The following is a 13,191-nucleotide window of genomic DNA, read 5'->3' as shown; positions in this document are numbered from 1 at the left end:
CCGTACGTGGCTGGGGGCATCGCGACTTCATGACAACTAGTGCCTCCGCGGTGCCCGCCGAAGTTCCGCTGCTCGAGGTCGAGAACCTCAGCGTCAGTTTCGCCCGCACGACGATCGTGCGCGACATCAGCTTTTCCCTGCAGCCGGGCGAGACGCTCGGCATCGTCGGCGAGTCGGGCAGCGGCAAATCGATGACGGCACTGGCGCTGATGCGCCTGTTGCCGCCGGGCGGGCAGCTCAAGGCCGACCGGTTCACCCTGCTCGGCGAAGACATGCTCCGCGCCGGCGAGGCGCGGCTCGAAGAGCTGCGCGGCTCGGCGATGGGCATGATCTTTCAGGAGCCGATGACGGCGCTGAACCCGGTTCTGACCATTGGCGACCAACTGATGGAAACGGTGCGGCGCCACACCGGCATCGGCCGGAGGGAGGCGCGCGACCGCGCCATCGAGGCATTGCGGCGCGTGGGTATCCCTTCGCCCGAGCACCGGATCGAGGAGTATCCGCACCGTCTTTCAGGCGGCATGCGCCAACGCGTGATGATTGCCATGGCGTTGATCTGCAGGCCCAGGCTGCTCATCGCCGACGAGCCGACCACGGCGCTGGATGTGACCATCCAGGCGCAGATTCTCGACCTGATGCTCGGCCTGCAGGACGAGTACCGGATGGGCATCATCTTGATCAGCCACGACCTGCGCGTGATCTCGGCTTTCACCAACCGGGTGCAGATCATGTATCTGGGGCACGTGATGGAGCATGGGTCGGCCGCCGATGTGTTCGAGACTCCTCGCCATCCCTACACGGAGGCGTTGCTTGCCTCGATCCCGCCGATCGATCACGACGAGGAGCGCCTGAAGGCAATCGAGGGCACCGTGCCGATGGCGGCGGCGCGCCCCCCGGGGTGTCCGTTCGAACCGCGCTGCACCTATGCCAGACCGCCCTGCGCGGCCGCGGTGCCGCCGCTGGTCGAGTTCGGGGGAGGGCACGGCGCCGCCTGCATCCGCGATAACGGCTACCAGTTCGTGGCGGGGGCAGCGCGATGACCGATACCAGCCCCAGCGCACAGCCGCTGCTCAAGGTTGACGGACTGAGCCGCAGATTCGTGCTGGGCAGCCGCAAGCCGTTTGCCGAGAAGCGATACCTTCATGCCGTCGACAATGTCAGCTTCAGTATCGCGCGCGGCGAGACGCTGGGTCTTGTCGGCGAAAGCGGGTGCGGCAAGACGACAACCGGTCGGCTGGTGCTGCGACTGATCGAGCCCACCGGCGGGTCGGTGAGCTTTCGAGGCGAAGACGTGCTGGCGAAATCGCCGCAGGAGATGCGGCGGCTGCGCCAGGACATGCAGATCATCTTCCAGGATCCGTTTGGCGCCCTGAACCCGCGCATGACGGCGGGTGAGCTGATCGTCGAGCCGATGGTCATCCACAATATCGGCGACAGTGTCAGCCGCGAGAGCCGGCTGCGCAAGCTGCTGGACCTGGTGGGACTGACGCCGGCGCATGCCAGCCGCTTTCCGCACGAATTCTCCGGCGGGCAGCGGCAGCGCCTCTGTATCGCCCGTGCGATTTCCCTCGAGCCCGACTTCATCGTCTGCGACGAGGCGGTGTCGGCGCTCGACGTGTCGGTTCAGGCGCAGGTGCTCAACCTGCTGCAGGATCTGAAGCACGAGCTTGGACTGACCTACCTGTTCATCTCGCACGACCTCGGCGTCGTGCGGCATATCTCCGAGCGGGTCGCGGTGATGTACCTGGGCCAGATCGTCGAGATGGGGCCGCGGGCCGCCATCTTCGAGTCGCCCAGCCACCCTTACACACAGGCGCTACTAAATTCCGTACCCTCTGCAGCAAAGGGACGGCGGTCCTTCTTTACCATTCCGGGCGACGTGCCGAGTGCCGCCAATCCGCCGAGCGGCTGCCGCTTCCACACCCGTTGCCCGATTGCCCAGTCCATCTGCAGCACCACTGCGCCGCCCGCCACTCAGCTCGGCCCTGGCCACACGGCCGCCTGCCACTTTGCAGCCCCCTTCAACGCCATTCCCGTCGGCGCGCCCGCCAGCGCCTGACGGTCTCTTGTGTCGTATGATTGTATACGATAATTCGGCGCGTCACCAATCGAGGAGCTTTCCATGCCTTTGGCCCCACGGGAAAATATCGGGCCCGTCCGCATTACCCGCATCGTTGCGGCGCCGCTGTTCGGCGAGAGCCCCAAAGGCGGATGGTCCGTCGAGATCAAGGCCGAGGACTCCATCCACGCGCTGATCGCCGTGCATACCGATGCCGGCATCACCGGGTACGGCAGCGTGTTCACCGACGGACGCCTGGTCGAGGCCGCACTCGAAGTTCTCGAGCCCTACTATCGCGGCGAGAACGCGCTCGAGCCCGAACGCGTTTCCGAAAAGATGCACCAGAACACCTTCTGGATGGGGCGCGGCGGTACGCTGACCCATGCCGTGAGCGGCATCGACATCGCGCTCTGGGACATTCTTGGCAAGGTCACCGGACTGTCGGTCGGCCGACTGATGGGGGGACGCCACCAGGAGCGCGTCATGCCCTATTGTTCGCTGCTGATGGAAGAGCCGGCGCAGATGGGCGACGAGATCGTCCGCTGGCGGGAGCAGGGGTTCAAGGCGTTCAAGATCGGCTGGGGCCCGTTCGGCCGCCGCGACGACTACCGCCTCGACGAAGCCATCGTGCGCGCGGCCAAGGACGCCCTGCCGCCGGGCGGCCGGCTCATGGTCGATGCCGGCGCCAGCGACGCTTACTGGCCGAACGGCCTGAAATGGGCGCTTCGCACTGCCGACATGCTGGCCGACCACGACGTCGACTGGTTCGAGGAGGCAGTGAAACCGGATGCCCTCGAGGATTTCATCACGCTGCGCCGTGAAACCCGTGTCCCGATTTCGGGAGGTGAGGTGCTCACCCGCCGTCAGTCCTTCATCCCGTTCCTGGTGCAGGGCGCCTTCGACATCGTGCAGCCGGACGTCACCAAGGTGGGCGGCCTGAGCGAGCAGCGTCGCATTGCCTGGATGGCGCAGGATCTCGGCGTCCGTTATGTCGGCCATGGCTGGAACACGGCGCTCGGCATCGCGGCAGACCTGCAACTGGCATCGGCACTGCCGAACGTCGATCTGGTCGAGTACATCGCCGGCAGCGCCTATGTGGACAACATCATGGCGAAACCGTTCGAACTCGATGCCGACGGCATGCTGGCGATCCCGGACAGGCCCGGGCTCGGCGTGACCCTCGATCGCGACAGGGTTGCCCGGTATTCGCCCAAGGCCAGCGAGCTATTCTAGGCCGGCGCGTACTGGTCACCGGAGCGGAGGGCTGCCTGGGGCGCAAGCTCCTGAAGGCCCTCCGCGCTTCAAGGCAAGGCAGCTCTTGAGCGTTTCACCGTTTGAATGAAACGCCGAACGCCTTTGATTTTGTTGCGCTTTCGAACCGGAAAAGTCTGCAATCCCTGCCGTCGCGGGGACAGGCTTTTTCCTGAAAGTGCTCTGACTCACCGCGGACGAGTCCGCGGACGAGATCGTCTGCAACTGCGTCGCAGACGACAGCGTGGCCTGATCCGCAGGGCCTGCCATCCATCGAATGCTGGAGCGTGTTGACACACGGTATACCGTATGTCAGCCTTCCCTCTGTCTTGCGGTGACGTTAAGCAAGCAGGGAGAATGCAATGACCGACTTTTTGCGCGATGAAGACGGCATGGTGCCGAAGCTAAGTCGCCGCTCGATCCTCAAATCCGCCGCAGCGGCGGGCCTTTCCGCCACTGCCATTGCGGCGCTCGGCAGCATCATGCCGATGCGCGCCTTCGCCCAGGAGGGTGCACCCTCCGGCGCAGTCGTCTACGGCAATGCCGAGCCGCCAACCTCCAACTACTGGGACCCGGCCGCCGGTTTCGGCCTCGTCGATGAGCAGGTCGCCTCGCTGGTGCACGACACGCTGATCGCCTTCGACGTCGAGGGCAAGATGCAGCCGTCCGTCGCGACGGCATGGGAGCTGGTGGGCGACAAGCAGGTCAATCTCACGATCCGTGACGACGTGAAGTTCCATGACGGCACCCCGCTCACGGCTGAAGACGTAAAGGCGTCGATTGACCGCCTTGGTGCCGGTCAGCTGGCCCAGTCCATGGTTGCGACGCCCGGCATCGTTGCCAACATCACGTCCCCGACCACGCTCGAAGTGCTGTCCCCGACGGCCTTTGGCGTCGTGCTCAACATGCTGGCTTTCGTCAAGATCCTGCCCAAGGCCAACATCGACAACCCGGACAATTTCAAGAACGGCGCGCTGGGCTCGGGCCCGTACAAGTTCGTTTCCTATAGCGGCAACGATGTCGTGCTCGAGGCCAACGCGGACTACTGGGCAGGCGCCCCGAAGATCCAGTCGGTCACGTTCCGCTACATCGAAGACGCGCAGGCCCGCATCAACGCCTTGCTGGCCGGCCAGGTGGATATTCTCACCCGTGTGTCCTCCGAGGATCTCGCCCGCGTCGAAGGAAATGCCGATTTCTATGTCAACGGCCAGACGCCCCCGGCACAGGTCGTTGTGATCTACCAGCATAACGGCCCGCTCGGAGACCTGAAGCTGCGCCAGGCGATCGCTCATGCTATCGATCGCGAAGGCATCGCCAAGTCGATCATGAAGGGCACCAACCCGGTCGGCTTTTCCTCGCTCCCGACCAGCTCGACCTTCTACACCCCGCTCGAGCCCAAGTTCGAATACGATCTCGAAAAGGCCAAGGCGCTGCTCGCCGAATCCACCCATCCCGATGGCGTGACGCTGCGCATGTCGACCTCGACGCTGGTGCCCAACCAGATCGAAATCGACCAGGTGATTGCTGCTTCGCTGCAGGCCATCGGCATCACGGTGGAGGTCGAGCGCCTCGAAGTGGGTGCGTTCCGGTCGTCGTACAATACGTACGACATCAACCTGAACACGCTGGGCGTGTTCAACAACGACCCGGACTTCCTGCTGGGCTTTTACACTGGTGGCACGGCCCAGGCCGTCTTTCACTACAGCGACCCCAAGTTTGACGAACTGCACGCCGTACAGCGTGCTGCCGGGCCGGACACGCGCGCCGCTGCCGTCACCGCTGCAGCGCAGTATCTCTGGGACAACCAGGTCACCATGTGGCTCTCGGACGAGGTCTGGTACTTCATCGTCAACAAACGCGTCGTCGACTATGTCCGCGCTCCGCTCGTTGGCGAAAACCTGCTCCCTCAGGTTTCCGTCGCATCGTAGCCTCCCGGCGACGAGGGGCCGGAGCCATGCTCCGGCCCCACCTTTCCATTTGATGGGATAGAACCGCGTGAGCTCCTATGTCCTGAGACGACTGCTGCAATCGATCATCATCGTGGTGTTCATTGCCGTCGCGGTCTTCATCGTGCTCCGCCTGTCCGCCGGCGATCCCGCCCGCATCCGCGCGCCAGTATTCGCCCGTCCTGATGTCATCGAACAATATCGCCGCGACTTCGGTATCGACCGGCCGCTGCTCGAACAGCTCGGCGCATTCCTCTGGGGCGCGATCCGCGGCGATTTCGGCCAGTCTTTCCGGTTCCAGGCGCCGGTGATGCAACTGATCCTCGACGCCCTGCCGCGTACCTTGCTGCTGGCGGCCGTCTCGCTCGTGCTCTCGCTCGTCGTCGCCGTGGGCCTGGGCAGCCTGGCCGCCATGAAGCCGCGCTCGATCTGGGCCTGGATCTCCTCGGCCCTCGCCGCCCTCGGCCAGTCCGCCCCCGTCTTCTGGTCCGGCGCCGTGCTCGTCCTCGTTTTTGCAGTCGGCCTGCGCTGGCTGCCCTCGGGCGGGTTCAACGGTCCCTCGAGCCTGGTGCTGCCGTCCATCGCGGTGGCGCTCTCCATCCTGCCGACGCAACTGCGTGTGCTGCGCTCGTCGATGGAGGCCTCGCTCAAGGAAGAGTACATCCGCACCGCGCGCGCCTTCGGTCTCCGCCAAAGCCGCATCACCTTCGTCTATGCGCTCAAGAATGCCAGCCTGCCGCTGCTCACCGTGATCGGCGTCGATATCGGCTACCTGCTCGGTGGCGTCATCGTCGCCGAGGTCGTCTTCGCTTTTCCGGGCATCGGCGAGCTGGCGCTGGTGGCGCTCAATGCCCGCGACTACCCCCTGATCCAGGGCATCACCATCGTCACGGCGAGTACGTTCGTCGTGGTCAACCTGCTGATCGACCTCGTCTATGAGCGCATCGATCCGCGCATTCGCATGGAACGGTCATGAATATTCTCGCCATCGGAGCCCATCCCGACGACATCGAAGTCCAGTGTGCCGGAACGCTCGCGCTCTATGCGCAGGCGGGTCACAAGGTCTTCATGGCGGTAGCGACGAACGGCAATGTCGGCTCGCCCACCCACAGTCGCGAAGAGATCGGCGCCATCCGCAAGCAGGAACAGATCAACTCCTGCGCGCTGATCGGCGCCGAACTCATCTGGATGGATTTCGACGACGAATGGCTGTTCAACGATCGGCCGACCCGCACCCGGTTCATCGATGCCATCCGGCAGGCGGACCCCGATGTGATGTTCATCCACGGCCCGACCGACTACCACCCCGATCACCGCATTTCCGGCCAGGTCGCCGAAGATGCGCGCATTCCCGCGTCGGTGCGGCTGGTCGAGACGAGCCTGCCCTACACCAAGAAAATCCCGCACATGTTCTACATGGACAACCCGACCGGGCTCGGCTTCGAGCCGGAGGCCTATGTCGACATCAGCGCAGTGATCAAGACCAAGCAGGACATGCTGCGCTGCCACGCCAGCCAGGACGCCTGGATCCGCGCCGTCTATGGCGAGGAGGTGTCGATCACCGACCTGATGGACAAGAACGCCATCAGCCGGGGCCAGCAGATGAACGTCGCCTTTGCCGAAGGCTTCCGCGAGGTCAAGACCTACCCGCGCACCGGCAATTTCGGCCTGCTCCCGGGCTTCGGCCGTTGAGCGTGGTTCAGGTAGAAGCGAGCGTGCCGCGGCTCGGCTGGATCAGCCGGCTGCGCCCGGGTGTGCCGCTGACCGTCGGCGTCATCATGCTGGTGCTGATCGTGCTGAGCGCGATCGCGGCGCCGCTGCTGGCGCCTGCCGGCCCGGCGGTCGTCGATCTCGGCTCGGTGCGTCTGCCGCCTTCGGCCGAGCACTGGTTCGGCACCGATGCGATCGGGCGCGACCTGTTGGCCCGCATCCTCTATGGCGGACAGGTCTCGCTGCTGGTGGCCGGCGCCGGCATGATCGGCTCGCTCGCGCTGGGCACGCTCATGGGCATGCTCGGCGCTTTCGGCGGCTACTGGGTGCGCGCCGTCGTCGATCGTGCCATCGATATCCAGCTCGCCTTTCCCTATGTGCTGCTCGCCATCGCCATCACCAGCGTGGTCAAGCCTTCGACGCCCGTGCTCATCCTGCTGATGGTGCTGGCGGCATGGGCGGGCGCGGCGCGCGTGGTGCGCTCCATTGCCCTGCAGGAACGCGGCAAGGACTACGTGAAGGCTGCCTCCGTCATCGGCGCGTCGCAGTTGCGCATCGCACTGCTGCATGTGTTTCCGAGCGTGTTGCCGAGCCTGCTGGTGCTCGCGGCGATGCAGATGGCGGCCATGATCGTGTTCGAAGCGACGCTGAGCTTTCTGGGCATGGGCGTGCAGCCGCCGACACCGAGCTGGGGCGGGATCATGCTGGACGGCAAGAACTACATCACCTCGTCCTGGTGGCTGACGACGTTGCCGGGTCTCGCCATTGTGCTCACCTCGATCAGCCTCGTGCTCATCGGCGACGGCATGCAGGCGCGCACCGACGCGTTGCGGTCTCGCGAAGGAGATGAATGATGGCGCCCGTCCTTGCAGTCGAAAACCTCTCGATCAGCTTCCCCGGTACGCGGGGCCGGATCACCGTCGTCGAGGACGTGTCGTTCACGCTCGAGGCCGGCCAGAGCCTCGTCATTGCTGGTGAATCCGGTTCGGGCAAATCCATGGTCTGCCAGACGCTCCTCGGCATCGCGCCGGGCGCCGCGTCGGTGACCGGGACGCGCATCGACTGGAAGGGCCGCGACCTGCTCACCCTGCGCGAGCCGGAATGGCAGGCGATCCGCGGCGCCGAGATCGCCATGATCTTCCAGGACCCGACGGCGGCGCTCAACCCGCTGATCACCGTCGAGAACCAGATCATCGACGCCATTCGCGCCCATCGGCGCGTCAGCCGGGCCGAAGCGCGGGCGCGGGCCGTCGAAGTGCTTGGTCTTGCCGGCTTTCCCGAACCCGAGCATCGTATGCGCAGCTATCCCAGCGAACTCTCGGGCGGTCTGCGCCAGCGCGTGGCCATCGCCCTCGCGCTCTCGTGCTCGCCCTCGCTGATCGTTGCCGACGAGGCGACGACCAACCTCGACGTCTCGATCCAGGCGCAGATCGTCAAACTGCTACGCGAGCTCAAGGACCGGCTGGGCCTCGCCCTCATCTTCGTGACGCACGACCTTGGCCTCGCGGCCGAGATCGGCGGCGACCTGCTGGTGATGTATGCTGGCTGCGCCGTCGAGCGTGGACCAGTCAAGAACGTCCTCACCGACCCGTGCCACCCCTATACAAGGGGCCTGCTGCGGTCGGCGCCGACGCTGAAATCGAGCCGCGCCAATCCGTTGCGGCCAATCCCCGGGCAGATGCCCAAGCCCGGCTCGGTCGGCGCCGGCTCGCCGTTCCGCTCGCGTTGCCCGGTGGTGGTGGATGGCGTGTGCGCGGCGCAGCGCGCCGGGTGGACCAGCGCCGGTCCACGGCACGACGTCGCCTGCCACCGCTTCGCGCTCGAGGGACGGGAGGGCCTGCGATGAGCGGCGAGCTCGTAGCCGACCGGATCACCAAGACCTTCACCGTAAGCCGTGGCGGCACGACGCGCGAACTGCGCGCGGTCAACGACGTGAGCCTTGCCGTGGCGCCCGGCGAGATCGTCGGCCTCGTAGGCGAGAGCGGCTGTGGCAAGACGACCCTGTCGCGAATCATGATCGGCATCGAAACCGCCTCGGCGGGCGAGATCAGCTATGACGGCCGCCCGGTCCGAACGCGGGCCGAGTGGCGCGCCCTGCGACGGTCTGTGCAATATGTGTTCCAGGACCCGTTCACCGCGCTTTGCCCGACCATGCGGATCGGCGACGCGCTGGCCGAGCCGCTCGCCATCCACGGCATCTGCCCGCCGGCCGAGCGCAAGGAGCGCGTCTCGCGCATGCTCGAGATGGTCGGCCTGCACCCCGACATGGCGCGGCGCCTGCCCAACCAGCTCTCCGGCGGTCAACGCCAACGCGTCAACCTGGCGCGGGCCCTAATGCTCGAACCCAACGTGCTGATCTGCGACGAAATCGTCTCGGGTCTGGATGTGTCCGTGCAGGCGCAGGTGCTGGCGCTGCTGATCGCACTGCAGGAAGGGCTGGGGTTAAGCCTCGTGTTCATCTCGCACGATTTGCGTGTTGTCCGATATCTGTGTACCCGGGTTCTTGTGATGTACATGGGAGAAGTCGTCGAACAGGGCGATGTCGAAACAGTATTCGATCACCCACAGCATGCCTACACACGGTCCTTGCTGGCCGCTATTCCCGACCATTCCCGCTTGTCGGCGGGTGCGACGACCTGACAAGAACGGCCCGGTGACTGGAGGAGCCACCCGCGATGCGTAATGCATCAAATCTGACCGCCAACACGCGTCGACCGGCGCTCTCGCCCATTGAGCGCGCCCGCACGACCACTGACGAGGTGGAAGAGCGGCTCATTCTCGCGATCGCCACCGGCGACAAGGCGTTCGGGGATCGCATCACCGAGGCCGAGATCGCCTCGGCCCTCAAGGTCAGCCGGGTCCCGGCGCGCGAAGCCATGAAGAACCTGCTGCTGCGTGGCGTGCTGGTCGAGGGCGAGCAGCGCGGGCTGCGCGTCTCCGATTACAGCGCCGCGCGGATCGCCGAACTGTTCGAACTGCGCCTCGCCATCGAGCGGATCATCTTCGAGCATGTGATGCGTGAGGGACGCGATCGCGGGCCGCTGCTCGAGCAACTGGAGGTGATCGTCGAGCGCATGCGGAGCCTCTCGGGTTCGGGCGATGCGGTCGCCCTGAGTTCGGTCGACCTCGATTTCCACCGCACGGTCGCCCGCCATTCGGGCAACGAGTTGGCCGCGCAGATCTGGGAAGGGCTAGCCCAGCACCTTCTCATCGTCTTTTGCCGCGACTGGTCGAGCGCGTCGGACCGCACCGGCGAAGTGCGGCTGCACGAGAGGTTGATCGAATTCATCCGCAAGGGCTCGCTGGCCGACCTCGACGCCGTGCTCAGGCTGCATTTTTCCGAGCCGGCGCAGCGCAGTTAGGAAGGCCGAACAGATGACATCAGGGCTATCGCGGCGGCTCGACGGCCGCGTCGCGGTCGTGACCGGGGCTGCCCGCGGCATCGGCGAAGCGATCGCCGCACGCCTCGCGGCCGAAGGCGCCGCCGTGCTGCTGGCCGATATCGATGGCGATGTCGCCACCGAGGCCGCCTCGCGGCTGTCGCAGTCGGGCTCGCGGGCCGAGGGCGTGCAGACCGATATCACCAGCGAGGAGAGTATCGCCGACCTGCGCCGCAGGGTCGAAGCCGACCACGGTCGGCTCGATATCCTCGTCAACAATGCTGCCATCCTCGACGGCACGCCGCTCGATCGGCTCACCCGGCAGCGCTACGACCTGGTCCAGCAGGTCAACCAAAACGGCGCGCTGTGGACGACGCTGGGCCTCCTCGACCTGCTGAAGGCCTCGGGGCAGGGGCGCGTCGTCAATATCGCGTCCATCCTCGGTGTGCGGGCGGCGCAGGACTCGGTTGCCTATGCCACGGCCAAGGGCGGTGTCCTGAACATGACGCGGGCGCTGGCCGTCGACCTCGCCCCGCACGGCATCCTCGTCAACTGCATCTGCCCAGGTTTTGTGGATACGCGCATGGCGCTGCTGCCCGATGGCAGCGGGCACGAACACGAGACCGACTGGTTCCGCGACATCTACATCAAGTATGGCCGTATCCCGCTGAAGCGGGCCGCGCAACCGGACGATATCGCCGCGGCAACGCTGTTCTTCTGTGGCGACGATTGCCGCTATGTCACCGGCCAGTACCTGCTGGTTGATGGTGGCGTGTCGTCCACCTTCTAGCGGCGACGGGGCAGTCCGATGGTTGAGGCCGTGCGCAGGCGGGTCGAGTTGCGGGCCGGGGACCTGCTGCTGGAACTGGCGCCTGAACTGGGTGGTTGCGTTGTTCGCTTTACGCATGCCGGGCGGCACCTGATGCGGTCCTTTGATGTCCCGGCCGGTGTCGCCCCGCACGCGCTCCATGCCGGCATGTTCCCCATGCTGCCGTTTGCCAACAGCCTGCGCGACAATCGCTTCGAACTCGATGGTCGGCAGTACGAAGTGCGGCCCAACGTGGCAGGGACACGGCTCAACTACCACGGCAGTGGCTGGCAAAGGGCTTGGCGGTTGGCCGGGAGTGGGGCCGACCATTGCCGACTGGTGCTGGACGAGGTCGAGGAAACGCCTGGCTACGCCTTCAGTGGCGAACAGCGCTTCACGCTGCGGCCCGACCGGCTTGATGTCGATCTGGCGGTGACCAATCGCAGCGCGCAACGGATGCCGTTCGGGTTTGGACTGCACCCATGGTTCCCCCGCCACGGGGATGCGCGCGCAACATTTGCCGCGCGACAGGTCCTGCGCGAGGATGCCAACTTCCAGGCGTTCGAACTCGCCCGGATCCCCCCGGAGCAGGATTTCGCCTCGGGCATCGAGCCGCCGCGCAGTTATCAGAACCGCTGCTATGCCGGCTGGGATGGGATGGCTCGGATCGCGTGGCCCGGGCTGGGGCTGGCTCTCGTCATTGAGGCGGAGCCGGTTTTCCAGCACCTGATGTTCCATGTGCCGCCCCATGATTTCGAGACGTTCTGCCTCGAACCGCAGAGCAATCGCACCAGCGGCTTCGACGGGGTCGGCACCGACTCCGCTGCGCCTGGCGTGCATATTCTGGAGCGCGGCGAGACACTTGCGGGGCGCATCTCATTCCAGATCGAGGTCGCCTCCGCACAATAGCGGGCGCTGCAACAAAGCCACAACGCGTTGACTTTCGGCATATGGTATACCATGGTGCATTGCACCTGGGGGGCACATATGACGGCGCTGCAAGTCGAAAAATCCAGAATCAGCAACCCCATAGACTTCGATAAGGATGGTCGACAAGCGGGCTATCTGCGTGCGCCGCTGTCGCGAAATACTTCGGGTTGGGGCGTCATCGAAATCCCGATCATCTCGGTGAAGAACGGCAGGGGGCCGACAGTCCTGCTGACCGGCGGCGTCCATGGCGACGAGTATGAAGGCCCCATCGCCATTTCGCGGCTGGCGCGGACCCTTGATCCTGCCAAGGTGCAGGGGCGCGTGATCATGATCCCGGCCTTCAACATGCCGGCCGTGATGAACGATACGCGTTTGAGCCCCGTCGATAATCGCGACATAAACCGCTGCTTCCCCGGCAATCCTCGCGGCACGTTCTCGGAGATGCTGGCGCACTTCCTCGACGGCTATGTGCTGCCGCATGCCGATGTGTCCGTTGACCTTCACACTGCTGGCCACAGCATGGAGTCGGCCCTCTCCACCAACATGCACTATGTGCCTGATGCCGGTATCCGGCAGAAGACCATGGAGACGGCGGCGGCGTTCGGAGCGCCGTTCAACACCGTGTTCTGGGGCGTCGATGAAGGGGCGACCTTCACCTCCTGCGTGGAGCGACGCGGCATCGTGTCGATTGGAACCGAACTGGGCGGCTGGGGACGCGTCAATGTTGAGGGCGTGCGGCATGCGCGCCGCGGCATCGACAATGTGCTTAAGCACTGGGGCGTCATTGAAGGAACGCCCGATACGACGCAGCGCGATGGCAGCCCGACGACGCGCCACATGATGGTTCGCGACCCCGCGCTCTACAGCTTCTCGCCCGCAGCCGGCCTCTTCGAGCCCGCGAACGTAGCTGGTGATGCGGTGAACGCGGGCGACCCTGCCGGGTGGCTGCATTTCGTCGAGGATATCGACCGTGATCCCATCCAGATCAACTACCAGCGCGACGGCATGATCTGGATGGCGGCGGGACCGGGACGGGTTGCGCGCGGCGACGTCGTGGCCGTGGTGATGCAGGGATACGACGCCGATCTGGCATCCAACTGAGGAGAA

General features: G+C 65.4%; 13 protein-coding genes. All 13 read left to right on the top strand.

Annotated elements, in window-relative coordinates; translation table 11 throughout:
• The first annotated feature begins 29 nt into the window (after positions 1–29).
• The 13 genes from AC1ROK_RS07440 (at position 30) to AC1ROK_RS07380 (ending at position 13,185) form a co-directional block, all read left to right on the top strand.
• Positions 30–1,040: an ABC transporter ATP-binding protein gene (locus AC1ROK_RS07440; protein ID WP_492845372.1), complete on the top strand. Its 1,011-nt coding sequence runs from the start codon at positions 30–32 to the stop codon at positions 1,038–1,040.
• Positions 1,037–2,059 (top strand): ABC transporter ATP-binding protein, encoded by a 1,023-nt coding sequence (locus AC1ROK_RS07435; protein ID WP_492845370.1) that lies wholly within the window; start codon positions 1,037–1,039, stop codon positions 2,057–2,059. The genes AC1ROK_RS07440 and AC1ROK_RS07435 overlap by 4 nt, the downstream gene beginning before the upstream one ends.
• 63 nt (positions 2,060–2,122) lie before the next feature.
• Complete coding sequence (locus AC1ROK_RS07430) at positions 2,123–3,292, top strand: mandelate racemase/muconate lactonizing enzyme family protein (protein WP_492845368.1); 1,170 nt, start codon at positions 2,123–2,125, stop codon at positions 3,290–3,292.
• 380 nt (positions 3,293–3,672) lie between these two features.
• Entirely contained in the window at positions 3,673–5,238 is a 1,566-nt protein-coding gene (locus AC1ROK_RS07425) for an ABC transporter substrate-binding protein (protein WP_492845366.1), read from the top strand.
• A 67-nt stretch (positions 5,239–5,305) separates the two neighbouring features.
• Entirely contained in the window at positions 5,306–6,232 is a 927-nt protein-coding gene (locus tag AC1ROK_RS07420; protein WP_492845364.1) for an ABC transporter permease, read from the top strand.
• Positions 6,229–6,948, top strand: a complete 720-nt coding sequence (locus AC1ROK_RS07415; RefSeq protein ID WP_492845362.1) for a PIG-L deacetylase family protein — start codon at positions 6,229–6,231, stop codon at positions 6,946–6,948. Before AC1ROK_RS07420 ends, AC1ROK_RS07415 begins: the two co-directional genes overlap by 4 nt.
• A 2-nt stretch (positions 6,949–6,950) precedes the next feature.
• Positions 6,951–7,820: an ABC transporter permease gene (locus AC1ROK_RS07410; protein ID WP_492846371.1), complete on the top strand. Its 870-nt coding sequence runs from the start codon at positions 6,951–6,953 to the stop codon at positions 7,818–7,820.
• Positions 7,820–8,812, top strand: a complete 993-nt coding sequence (locus AC1ROK_RS07405; RefSeq protein ID WP_492845360.1) for an ABC transporter ATP-binding protein — start codon at positions 7,820–7,822, stop codon at positions 8,810–8,812. Before AC1ROK_RS07410 ends, AC1ROK_RS07405 begins: the two co-directional genes overlap by 1 nt.
• The gene (locus AC1ROK_RS07400; protein WP_492845358.1) at positions 8,809–9,606 is read left to right on the top strand and encodes an ATP-binding cassette domain-containing protein; all 798 of its coding nucleotides are present in this window, start codon (positions 8,809–8,811) and stop codon (positions 9,604–9,606) included. Before AC1ROK_RS07405 ends, AC1ROK_RS07400 begins: the two co-directional genes overlap by 4 nt.
• A gap of 35 nt (positions 9,607–9,641) precedes the next feature.
• Entirely contained in the window at positions 9,642–10,328 is a 687-nt protein-coding gene (locus AC1ROK_RS07395) for a GntR family transcriptional regulator (RefSeq protein WP_492845356.1), read from the top strand.
• Between the two features lie 13 nt (positions 10,329–10,341).
• Complete coding sequence (locus AC1ROK_RS07390; protein WP_492845354.1) at positions 10,342–11,136, top strand: SDR family NAD(P)-dependent oxidoreductase; 795 nt, start codon at positions 10,342–10,344, stop codon at positions 11,134–11,136.
• 18 nt (positions 11,137–11,154) lie between these two features.
• On the top strand, positions 11,155–12,063 hold the full coding sequence (locus tag AC1ROK_RS07385; protein WP_492845352.1) for an aldose 1-epimerase: 909 nt from the start codon (positions 11,155–11,157) through the stop codon (positions 12,061–12,063).
• A gap of 78 nt (positions 12,064–12,141) precedes the next feature.
• Positions 12,142–13,185: a succinylglutamate desuccinylase/aspartoacylase family protein gene (locus AC1ROK_RS07380; protein ID WP_492845350.1), complete on the top strand. Its 1,044-nt coding sequence runs from the start codon at positions 12,142–12,144 to the stop codon at positions 13,183–13,185.
• Positions 13,186–13,191: the final 6 nt, after the last annotated feature.

It is taken from the genome of Devosia sp. GW821-FHT12F11, assembly GCF_058806655.1.
Note: the sequence above shows the minus strand (reverse complement) of the source record. Positions and strands in the feature narration are given on the sequence as shown.

Bases quoted from the DNA above. Each gene is read 5' to 3' on its own strand.
- AC1ROK_RS07390 (WP_492845354.1), top strand. From the start codon at position 10,342: ATGACATCAGGGCTATCGCGGCGGCTCGACGGCCGCGTCGCGGTCGTG.
- AC1ROK_RS07405 (WP_492845360.1), top strand. From the start codon at position 7,820: ATGGCGCCCGTCCTTGCAGTCGAAAACCTCTCGATCAGCTTCCCCGGT.
- AC1ROK_RS07395 (WP_492845356.1), top strand. From the start codon at position 9,642: ATGCGTAATGCATCAAATCTGACCGCCAACACGCGTCGACCGGCGCTC.
- AC1ROK_RS07435 (WP_492845370.1), top strand. From the start codon at position 1,037: ATGACCGATACCAGCCCCAGCGCACAGCCGCTGCTCAAGGTTGACGGA.
- AC1ROK_RS07425 (WP_492845366.1), top strand. From the start codon at position 3,673: ATGACCGACTTTTTGCGCGATGAAGACGGCATGGTGCCGAAGCTAAGT.
- AC1ROK_RS07380 (WP_492845350.1), top strand. From the start codon at position 12,142: ATGACGGCGCTGCAAGTCGAAAAATCCAGAATCAGCAACCCCATAGAC.
- AC1ROK_RS07430 (WP_492845368.1), top strand. From the start codon at position 2,123: ATGCCTTTGGCCCCACGGGAAAATATCGGGCCCGTCCGCATTACCCGC.
- AC1ROK_RS07385 (WP_492845352.1), top strand. From the start codon at position 11,155: ATGGTTGAGGCCGTGCGCAGGCGGGTCGAGTTGCGGGCCGGGGACCTG.
- AC1ROK_RS07400 (WP_492845358.1), top strand. From the start codon at position 8,809: ATGAGCGGCGAGCTCGTAGCCGACCGGATCACCAAGACCTTCACCGTA.
- AC1ROK_RS07440 (WP_492845372.1), top strand. From the start codon at position 30: ATGACAACTAGTGCCTCCGCGGTGCCCGCCGAAGTTCCGCTGCTCGAG.
- AC1ROK_RS07415 (WP_492845362.1), top strand. From the start codon at position 6,229: ATGAATATTCTCGCCATCGGAGCCCATCCCGACGACATCGAAGTCCAG.